We start from the raw sequence: 9,783 nt of genomic DNA, 5'->3' as shown, positions 1-9,783 counted from the left end.
AATTGACCTATTTCTGCAGGAAGGCTGGTGAGCTGGTTTTGGCTTAAATCAAGCCTTTGTAACTGAGGCAATTGCCCGATTTCTGTAGGCAGACTGGTGAGCTGGTTTTGATTTAATTCAAGCTGTTTCAGCTGAGACAATTGACCTATTTCTGCGGGAAGGCTGGTGAGCTGATTTTGCTTTAATTCAAGCACTCGCAGCTGAGACAATTGACCTATTTCTGCAGGCAGAGCGGTGAGCTGGTTTTGATTTAAGTAAAGGAATTTTAGCTTAGACAGCTGCCCGATTTCTGTAGGCAGAGCGGTGAGTTGGTTTTGATTTAATTCAAGCCCTTGCAGCTTAGACAGCTGCCCGATTTCTGCAGGCAGAGCGGTGAGCTGGTTTTGATTTAAGTTAAGGTGTAGCAGATTAGACAACTGTCCGATTTCTGCAGGCAGACTGGTGAGCTGGTTTTGGCTTAAGTAAAACCTTCGCAGCTGAGACAATTGGCCTATTTCTGGGGGTAAGTAAGTCAAGCTTGCTCCAGATAAATTTAGTGAAGTTAAGTCTTTACAATTTTCTTCAATCCAATCTCTAAGTAACTCTCCTTTTTTTTCTAGAGGCAAGTGCTTAATTTCTTCTCGGCTCAAGTATTCTTCCCCACCAGCAAGTTTTTTCCAAAGTAAAAGGCGATTAATATTTAAGAGATAAGAAGAGTAATTAGCCAGCGTTAAGCCTCTTTTTTCTTCTGTTTTCCATTTAAATTCCAAAGGAGAAAAAGACTTGGCTAAAGTAAAGATTTGCCTAAAGATTGCATTTACCTTTGCTGCTTTAGAAAGCTTTTCTTCTAGCTTATAAATCCTATCTACAATAAGAGCCTGCTCCCTAACATTTCCTTGAGGAACATGCATTTTACCTATTTGCTTGTAAAGACGGGGCATGACTTCAGAAGCCAGCAGATGATGCCATCTTTTACAGACGCTAAATAGGGAAGGAACTACACAAGCCTCTAGGATAGGGAGCAGCAATTCATTGGGCAAGCTTTCAATAGATGCCGAAGAGATAGGGTGCATTTTATTTCCTTGGTTAGGGATAACTTTCCAGCATTTTTATTTTTTAGAACAATATAAAAATTAAAAAATCAAGTCAACTGAATTCATATCCTTATCAATGAAAAACAACTCATAGCTGGTCTATGAGAGCTTTTATTTCAGATAGATTCAAGGAAGGGGGGAGACCTTCTAAGCATTCAGGAGCAGCCACAGGTTTTGGCGATTAAGTGAAGCGGCAATCTTGGCTTGGCTAAAAGAATGAGATTGATTCTTTGCCTTATTTGAGTAAAAGGGCTCTTTTTGGTGCAATGTTTTACTTCTTCTATCGCATGATGGAACACAATACGCCTAGCTTCTTCCTGTCAAGGAAAGTTGTTCTCCCAGCATAGCAATCTGTAGAAAAAGAGAGAAACTTCTTGTCGTTATAAATGCGTAGGTTAGTTTAAGCTTGCTTAGTTGCTGAAAGGAAAGCGGATTACTTGTTTAAAGATAAGGTGGCTAGCAGTTTTTTATTTCACTTTAGCTTATTCCAATTTAAAAAGTACTTACAACCATTCTACAATTGAAAACGCTGTCTTATTTTTTCGGCGATATCTTTCAAAGGATTTTCCGCTAATTCAAGCGTTTGCAGCTGAGACATTTGTCCGATTTCTGCAGGCAGACTGGTGAGCTGGTTTTGGCTTAAGTAAAACCTTCGCAGCTGAGACAATTGGCCTATTTCTGGGGGTAAGTAAGTCAAGCTTGCTCCAGATAAATTTAGTGAAGTTAAGTCTTTACAATTTTCTTCAATCCAATCTCTAAGTAACTCTCCTTTTTTTTCTAGAGGCAAGTGCTTAATTTCTTCTCGGCTCAAGTATTCTTCCCCACCAGGAAGTCTTTCCCAAAGTAAAAGGCGATTAATATTTAAGAGATAAGAAAAGTAATTAGCCAGCGTTAAGCCTTTTTTTTCTTCTGTTTTCCATTTAAATTCCAAAGGAGAAAAAGACTTGGCTAAAGTAAAGATTTGCCTAAAGATTACACATTTACCTTTGCTGCTTCAGAAAGCTTTTCTTCTAGCTTATAAATCCTATCTACAATAAGAGCCTGCTCCCTAACATTTCCTTGAGGAACATGCACTTTACCTATTTGCTTATAAAGAGGGGGCATGACTTCAGTAGCCAGCAGATGATGCCATCTTTTACAAACGCTAAATAAGGGAGGAACTACGCAAGCCTCTAGGATAGGGAGTAGCAATTCATTGGGCAAGCTTTCAATAGAGGCCGAAGAGATAGGATGCATTTTATTTCCTTGGGTAGGGATAACTTTTTCAACATTTTTATTTTTTAAAGACAATATAAAAAATTAAAAAAGCAAGTCAAACGAATTCGTATCCTTATCAATGAAAAACCACTCACAGATAATCTACCCGCACTTTTTTTCAGATAGATTCAAGGAAAGGGTGGAGACCCTACAAGCATTTAGGAGCAGCCACAGGTTTTGGAAATTAATTGACGCGGCAATTATGATTTGACTAAAAGAATGAGATTGATTCTTTGCCTTATTTGAGAAAAACGGCTCTTTGATGTCTAACTTAAAAAAATTAAAAACAATCTATTATTTTGGTCTATTTAGAAGGAAAAAGTAAGAAGATAAGCCGGACTTATGAACATAAAAACAAACTTTTTTGCTTAAAGCTTATTAGGACTCTTTCTAGCTTCTCTAAATCTTTAAGCAAAAAAACACTTTAGGCATCTTTGGGAGAAAAAAGGTGGGAAAAATAAAAAATGAGCTGCTTTCCATAAAAAATTGATGAGCTGTTTAAGAAGAGGAGCTATATAGCAAAAGAAAATCACTCCGAGGAAATCTTTATTCTTAACTTTAACCTCCTTTATTCAAAAAAAATCTTATTTTTCTTATTCCTCTTATACTCTGCTGCTTGAATGTTAAGCTTGGCCTTTGTTTTATTAAGCTATTTTAAACCATGAATAAAAGTAGGTGTTTAATTTAAGAACTGTATTTAAATTTTGCTTGCTCGTTATTTAGATCCTCAAGATTTAATGTTTAAATCTTTAAATTCTAGGATCTTGTAAATAATTTCTTGGATGCTTAAATCAGAAGTATCAATCACGAGAGCATCAGGAGCTTGTTTAAGAGGGGATATTTCGCGGGTTAAATCGAGATGATCTCGTCGATTAAGATCTTCAAGGGATTTTTCAATCGTAAGCTCTCTTGTTTCTTCAGTATACTTTCTTTTGAGTTCGTCATATCTTCTTTTAGCACGTACTTCAGGACGTCCTGTTAAATATATTTTTATCTCGGCCTTAGGAAAAACTATCGTACCCATATCTCTTCCCTCAAAGACCGCATTTACTCCTATAGCAAGTTCCCTTTGCATAGCCACTAACTTATCGCGTACCATAGGGATAGCCGAGATGCTAGATACATGAGAAGTAACTTTATCGAGGCGAATAGCATCGGTAACGTCTTCATTTCCTACATAGTAATGTTTTTTTCCATGTTTACTTTTGATATCAAATTTAAAGGTATGGAGAAAGTCATTAAGTTGCTCAGGATCATCGACGTTGATATCTTTCTTTAAAACACCATAAGTTAGGCAACGATACATAGCTCCTGTATCAAAATAAATGTAGCCAATTTCGCGTGCTAATGTCTTAGCAATCGTACTTTTGCCTGTAGCGATGGGACCATCAATGGTAATAATCATGCAAAACCTCCTGTACTATTGCATTTAGCTAGATGCAGATTGAATTTCAAGAAAAATATAAACGATAGGAGAAGTAAAGACTAGCGAATCGAGCATATCTAGTATACCACCCAGTCCGGGGATTTGATTGCTATTTTTAATATCAGCATCACGCTTTAGCAAAGATTCAGCAAGATCCCCTATCTGTCCTAGTGTGCTTAATAAAATTCCTAATGTCAGGCATTGAAAAAGAGTGATCTGAAAAGGAATGTGAGCACTTATCCAATAAAAAGTAAAGCTTGCGCCTAAACCGCAGCAAAGTCCTCCCACTGCTCCTTCGTTGCTTTTTTTGGGACTTAAGTAGGGAGCCATTTTATGCTTGCCAAGAATGCTACCCACAAAATAAGCCCCTATATCGGTTGTTTTTGTAACAGCTAATAAGTAGAGCAGCCACCAGCGCCCTTCTTGAGGAGAGTGTTCTGGAAAAAAGTAGGCAATGTTGAGCCAAGATGCTAAAGGAATGGCTACATACATTAATGCAAGCAGGGTAATGGAGATATTAAGCAAGGGCTTATCGCCTGTTTTAAAAAAATAGAAAAAGCACATCCATACAATCAATATAAGAACAATGTAGGGGAGAATTTGAGCTTGACCATACTGGGTACTCACATACACTGAAAGAGTGTATAAAAAACAGCCAGCCAGGCCTATTTTCGTAAGGGGTTGGTAGTTTTTGCTTTTGGCTAGGTGAAAAAGTTCAGCGGCAGCAAGGGTAACGAAAGCAGCAAGGATTAAAGCAAAAATAGGGCGAAAAAATAGGTAGGGAGAAAACCAAAGCAGCAAAATAGCAAAAAGAGTGGTCATACTGCCCAAAAGAAGGCGATGTTGAAGATTGCTCATGCGCCCCCTAAGCGTCTTTCACGCCTTTGGTAGTTTAATAATGCTTCTAAAAGATGATAAGGAGTAAAATCTGGCCATAATACGTTTGACGAGAATATTTCAGTATAAGAGAGCTGCCATAATAAGTAGTTACTCAATCTTAATTCACCACTCGTGCGGATAAGTAAATCTGGATCGCTCCAGGGCGCCGTATCAAGATATTGAGAGATAATTTCTTCAGAAATTTGCTCGGGAATAATTTTTTTATGGATTATATCTTGCGCGATAGATTGCACAGCACGTTTGATTTCATCGCGACTTCCATAATTCAGGGCAAAAATTAGGTCCGCTTCTTGACAGTGGGCAGTAACTTGTCTGGTTTCCTCTATAGTTTTTTGTACGTACTCTGGTAAAGCAGCAATATTTCCAATAGTACATAAACGCGTCCCTTCTTCCACAAAAGAAGATTGCTGCTCGAGTAAATAAGTATGCAAAAGCCACATCAAGGCATCGATTTCCTCTTGAGGACGGCTCCAATTTTCTGTAGAGAAAAGGTAAAAAGTAAAATTTTTTATTCCTAGTTCTTTTCCTGCTTTTACAATTTCAATCAGGTTATCAGAACCTTCTTGATGACCTTCTATGGATCTCATTTGTTGTCGCTTGGCCCAGCGTCGATTGCCATCCGGAATAAAAGCTACATGATGAGGAATACGCTTAGGATCTAAGCTGGCCTTTTGTTCAAGAGTATAATAGTTATTTTTCACGCTAATATTCATAAATTCTATTTAAGCATGCTTGCAAGCTGCCTTTTCCTTTGTTGAAAATAAATCTTTTAAAATAAGGGTTTTTTCTCGTTGAGGCCCTAAAGAGATGATATTAATAGGTACTCTACAAAGCTGCTCAATTTTTGACAGGTATTTTTGTGCATTTTGAGGTAATTCCTTATAATTGGTAATTTGGCTAGTGGAGGCGTTCCAGCCTGGTATAGTTTCATAAATAGGGACAATCTTATCTAGATCCTCGCTAATGTAAGGGATATGATTGATACGTACTCCATGAATTTGATAGCCTACGCAAACTTTAATAGGATCTAAATAATCTAGACTATTGAGCTGAGTCACTGCTAGTGAGTCAATGCCATTTATGTGTACAGCTGTTCGTGTTAGCACTGCATCAAACCATCCAATCCGTCTTCTACGCCCTACTGTATTGCTGTACTCACTTGTGATAGGATGATTCAAAAAACTTTCATTTTCTTGAAACTCAGTAGGAAAAGGTCCATTGCCCACACGTGTAGTGTAGGCTTTAACAACTCCCAAGGTATGATCGATGCAGGTGGGGCCTACTCCGGCGCCGGCACAGATGCCCCCAGCGATTGTAGATGAAGAGGTGACATAGGGGTAAGTTCCTAAAGAAGTATCTAGGAAAGTCCCTTGAGCTCCCTCGAACAAAATATTTTCCTTATTATCTATAGCTTGATGAATAAGCTCTTCCACTTCTGCTACAAAAGGTTTTAAAAGCTCCGCATAGCGGCTATACTTTTTATAAATTTCTTCCTCATTTAGTTTTTCAGCACCGAAAAGCTTGGTAAGCTCTTCATTTTTTAGCTGAAGAATGCTTTTTAGCAATTTGCCGAAAATATCAGGACGCACAAGTTCTCCCATACGAATGCCTAAACGCTGGGCTTTATCAGCATAACAAGGCCCAATTCCTCGGCCGGTTGTGCCTATAGCACGTTCGCCTTTCTTTTGCTCAAGAAGATAATCTAGCATTCGATGGTAGGGAAAAATAATATGGGCAGAAGGTGAAATTAATAGACGTCCTTTAATTTGGACACCTTTACTTTCTAAATCTTCCATCTCTTGAATGAGTACTTCAGGATCGATGACGGTGCCAGCACCTATATAGCAATGCGTGTGAGAATGGAGAATAGCTGAGGAGATTAAATGGAATTTGTATTCTTGTTTATCAAGGACAGCTGTATGGCCTGCGTTATTGCCGCCTTGAGAGCGAATAACATGCTTGGCCTGAGCTGTAAGTATATCAATAATTTTACTTTTATCTTCATCCCCCCATTGTGCACCAATCAAAATCACTTGTGGCATATTAACTCTTTTTTAATGATCGATTAATCTCCTGCTTTTAAAACTTCCATAAAAGCACTTTGCGGGATATTGACTTTACCAATTTCTTTCATACGTTTTTTACCCTTTTTTTGCTTCTCCCACAGCTTGCGCTTGCGTGTGATGTCGCCTCCATAGCACTTAGCTGTCACATTTTTGGTGAGGGCGCGGATAGTCTCTCGCGCAACAATTTTCCCTCCAATAGCGGCTTGAATAGGTACTTTGAAAAGCTGCATGGGGATTACTTCAACGAGTTTAGAGCAAATGGCTTTCCCTTTAGATTCTGCTTTAGAGCGATGCACTAAGCATGAAAATGCATCTACTGGCTCTTCGTTAACACGAATTTCTAATTTAATGATATCGCTTTTCTCATAACCATCAAATTCATAGTCAAAAGATCCATATCCTTTAGTGATTGATTTAAGCTTATCATTGAAATCGGTAATAATTTCATTAAGCGGAAAGCGATAGGTAATTAGAAGCCGCCGTGCATCCATAGTTTCTGTTTTAATACAATTTCCTCTTTTATCCATCCCCAAATTCATGATCGCGCCTAGATATTCCGCAGGAATCATAATGTGGCATTTTACCCAAGGCTCTTCTACATAATCGATGTGAGTAGGGTCTGGATAGTGAGCAGGATTATCGATTTCTTTAATGGAAGTATCATTTAAATGGAACTTGTAAATAACACTAGGAGCTGTAGAAATAACATCTAAGTCAAATTCACGCTGAATGCGTTCAAATATAATTTCCAAATGCAAAAGTCCTAGAAAGCCACAACGGAATCCAAAGCCTAAAGCCATACTGCTTTCTTGTTCGATATGCAGAGAAGAATCGTTAAGTTGAAGTTTTTCTAAAGCATCGCGTAAAGCTTCAAAATCTGTGGAATCAATAGGATATATGCCTGCAAATACTACGGGGCTGATATTCTTAAAGCCTGGCAGAGCATCGGGAGCTGGATGTTTTTGCAAAGTAATGGTGTCCCCAATTTTAACATCGGAAGTTTTTTTTATGTTGGCGATCATATATCCCACTTCCCCTGACCTTAAAGTTTCCACAGGTTTTTCAGAGGGGGTAAATTTTCCTACTTCTAACACTTCACAGGCTTTATGAGTAGCCATCATGCGTATTGCAGAGCCTTTGCGAATTTCTCCACTAATCACACGAATGTAAACCATAACTCCTCGATAATTGTCGTAATGGGAGTCAAAAACCAGGGCACGGAGTAGATCATCGACAGGTTCTTTAGGAGCAGGAACATCGTTAATGATACGTTCTAAGATGGTCTCAATCCCTATTCCTGATTTGGCTGAGCAGCAGATAGCATGAGAAGCATCTAGCCCAATTACATCTTCAATCTGTTGCTTTACACCTTCTATATCCGCACTGGGAAGATCAATTTTATTAAGCACAGGCACGATTTCCAAGTCACGTTCAATCGCTAAATGAACATTTGCAAGAGTTTGAGCTTGGACACCTTGAGCTGCATCTACCACTAGCAGGGCTCCTTCGCAAGCGGCTAAAGATCGCGAGACCTCGTAGGTAAAGTCAACATGTCCTGGCGTATCGATTAAGTTAATTTGATAAATTTGTCCATTTTCGGCTTGATAATTCATGGTCACAGGGTGGGCTTTAATAGTAATGCCCCGTTCTCTTTCAAGATCCATATCATCCAGTAGCTGCTCTTGCATCTCTCGCTTGGAGACTGTATGGGTAAGTTCTATTAATCTATCAGCAATCGTTGACTTTCCATGGTCAATATGAGCAATAATAGAAAAGTTGCGAATATTTTTTCTGTTGTATGAAACCATGCAAAAATCCTAATCACTGCCTTTTATTACATCTAAATTTATCAAGATGGGGGTTGTAAGGGAAATCAATCAACTAAATTAATCGATACCATGAATGTTTTCAAGCACCATTTAATTTATAGCTATCTTGGTGCATAAACTTTTCTAAAACAGACTAGATGCAGGAAGAAAAATCTAATTTCTCTAAATAAATTAGGAGTTTTTATGAAGAAAGCATATTAAATCACCAGAAAGTACATTAATTTCCACAGCGTTGCTATTACATACATTTGATAAACTCATAAATTTTTTGTCAAAATCAGCATTTTGCAACTCCCATTTAAGGCCTTGAGTTCGGATGCCATACACAGGAGATAAAGGAATTAAAGAGATCGTTTGCCCGATAAACGTCTTGATCCGGTTGTGTCCTTGTAAACAAAAAATAGTCTCCTTTTCCGATTCTATCATAAGCTGAGAAGGGTGGCGAGACAGAAGGTACAAGGTATAAAGAAGATGATCACTGCGCTTTCCTAATACGCCAAATAGAGCAATAGATCCTACTTTTTCCATTAAAAGCTTATGGATGGCTAATTCTAAATCACTTTCATTTTTATCTTCAGGATATTTTAAAAGGGGAAGATCTGCATATTGTTCAAGAACTTCTTTTTCTAAAGAGTCTAAATCTCCGATAAGAAGGCAAGGAGTGACTCCCATTTTCTGGCAATGTTTTAAGCCCCCATCTACGGCTATGATCTTTGAAAAAGAAGAAAGAAGGTGCTTGGTCTGAGAATAAGAGGAAATTTCGCCATTAGCGACAATAGCTACTTGGGGAGATAAAGGGTAATGCATCCTCACTCATACATAAAAATTTAGCTAAAGGATTGCGGCCAAGATGACTCGAACATCCACAGGGTTACCCCTACTAGAACCTGAATCTAGCGCGTCTACCAATTCCGCCATGGCCGCTTAATGAACAGACATCGTATTAAAATAAGCTTATTTCCGTAAATGGAAAATATCTTATTTAAGAGAGAAGCAGCCTTTATTTAGATAAAGGGGCTCTATTATCAAATAGCTGTGTATAGTGGCTCCGCTTTTTTGGACAAAATTTAAGTAAAAAACTTTCCCTCAGTTTAAAATAAGAACTTAATATTAAAGAGGAAAAGTTATGTCCACAAAAAGAAAAAGACACTCGTCGGAGTTCAAAGCAAAAGTTGCATTAGAAGCATTTAAAGGGTTCAAAACCATTAATGAGCTTTCTACAGAATATTCGG

At 38.2% G+C, this 9,783-nt stretch carries 9 protein-coding genes and 1 tRNA gene; all 10 read right to left on the bottom strand.

The genetic code is table 11. The features are described from left to right. A partial coding sequence (locus DB42_RS10095) for a leucine-rich repeat domain-containing protein (RefSeq protein ID WP_202965050.1) occupies positions 1 to 1,052 on the bottom strand: 1,052 nt, incomplete at its 3' end. A gap of 535 nt (positions 1,053 to 1,587) precedes the next feature. Beyond that, a complete protein-coding gene (locus DB42_RS00330; RefSeq protein ID WP_052435839.1) occupies positions 1,588 to 2,004 on the bottom strand; it encodes a leucine-rich repeat domain-containing protein in 417 nt (138 codons plus the stop codon). 41 nt (positions 2,005 to 2,045) lie between these two features. After that, complete coding sequence (locus tag DB42_RS00325) at positions 2,046 to 2,309, bottom strand: hypothetical protein (protein ID WP_044881232.1); 264 nt, start codon at positions 2,307 to 2,309, stop codon at positions 2,046 to 2,048. 748 nt (positions 2,310 to 3,057) lie between these two features. Beyond that, a complete protein-coding gene (cmk, locus tag DB42_RS00320; protein ID WP_044881231.1) occupies positions 3,058 to 3,735 on the bottom strand; it encodes a (d)CMP kinase in 678 nt (225 codons plus the stop codon). A 24-nt stretch (positions 3,736 to 3,759) separates the two neighbouring features. Beyond that, entirely contained in the window at positions 3,760 to 4,614 is an 855-nt protein-coding gene (locus DB42_RS00315; protein WP_044881230.1) for a phosphatidate cytidylyltransferase, read from the bottom strand. Continuing rightward, positions 4,611 to 5,369 carry a polyprenyl diphosphate synthase gene (gene uppS / locus DB42_RS00310; protein WP_052435838.1) on the bottom strand — a complete coding sequence of 253 codons (759 nt, stop codon included), beginning with the start codon at positions 5,367 to 5,369 and terminating at the stop codon, positions 4,611 to 4,613. The genes DB42_RS00315 and uppS overlap by 4 nt, the downstream gene beginning before the upstream one ends. A gap of 9 nt (positions 5,370 to 5,378) precedes the next feature. After that, complete coding sequence (locus tag DB42_RS00305) at positions 5,379 to 6,698, bottom strand: adenylosuccinate synthase (RefSeq protein WP_044881229.1); 1,320 nt, start codon at positions 6,696 to 6,698, stop codon at positions 5,379 to 5,381. Between the two features lie 23 nt (positions 6,699 to 6,721). After that, positions 6,722 to 8,530 (bottom strand): translation elongation factor 4, encoded by a 1,809-nt coding sequence (lepA, locus tag DB42_RS00300; protein WP_039383287.1) that lies wholly within the window; start codon positions 8,528 to 8,530, stop codon positions 6,722 to 6,724. Positions 8,531 to 8,722: 192 nt separating this feature from the next. Next, positions 8,723 to 9,358 carry a thiamine diphosphokinase gene (locus DB42_RS00295; protein WP_042239939.1) on the bottom strand — a complete coding sequence of 212 codons (636 nt, stop codon included), beginning with the start codon at positions 9,356 to 9,358 and terminating at the stop codon, positions 8,723 to 8,725. A 33-nt stretch (positions 9,359 to 9,391) separates the two neighbouring features. After that, positions 9,392 to 9,475, bottom strand: a tRNA-Leu gene (locus DB42_RS00290). Between the last annotated feature and the right edge of the window lie 308 nt (positions 9,476 to 9,783).

It is taken from the genome of Neochlamydia sp. EPS4, from assembly GCF_000813665.1.
In the GTDB taxonomy this organism is placed as follows: domain Bacteria; phylum Chlamydiota; class Chlamydiia; order Chlamydiales; family Parachlamydiaceae; genus Neochlamydia.
This window is presented reverse-complemented; position numbering and strand designations above follow the sequence as displayed.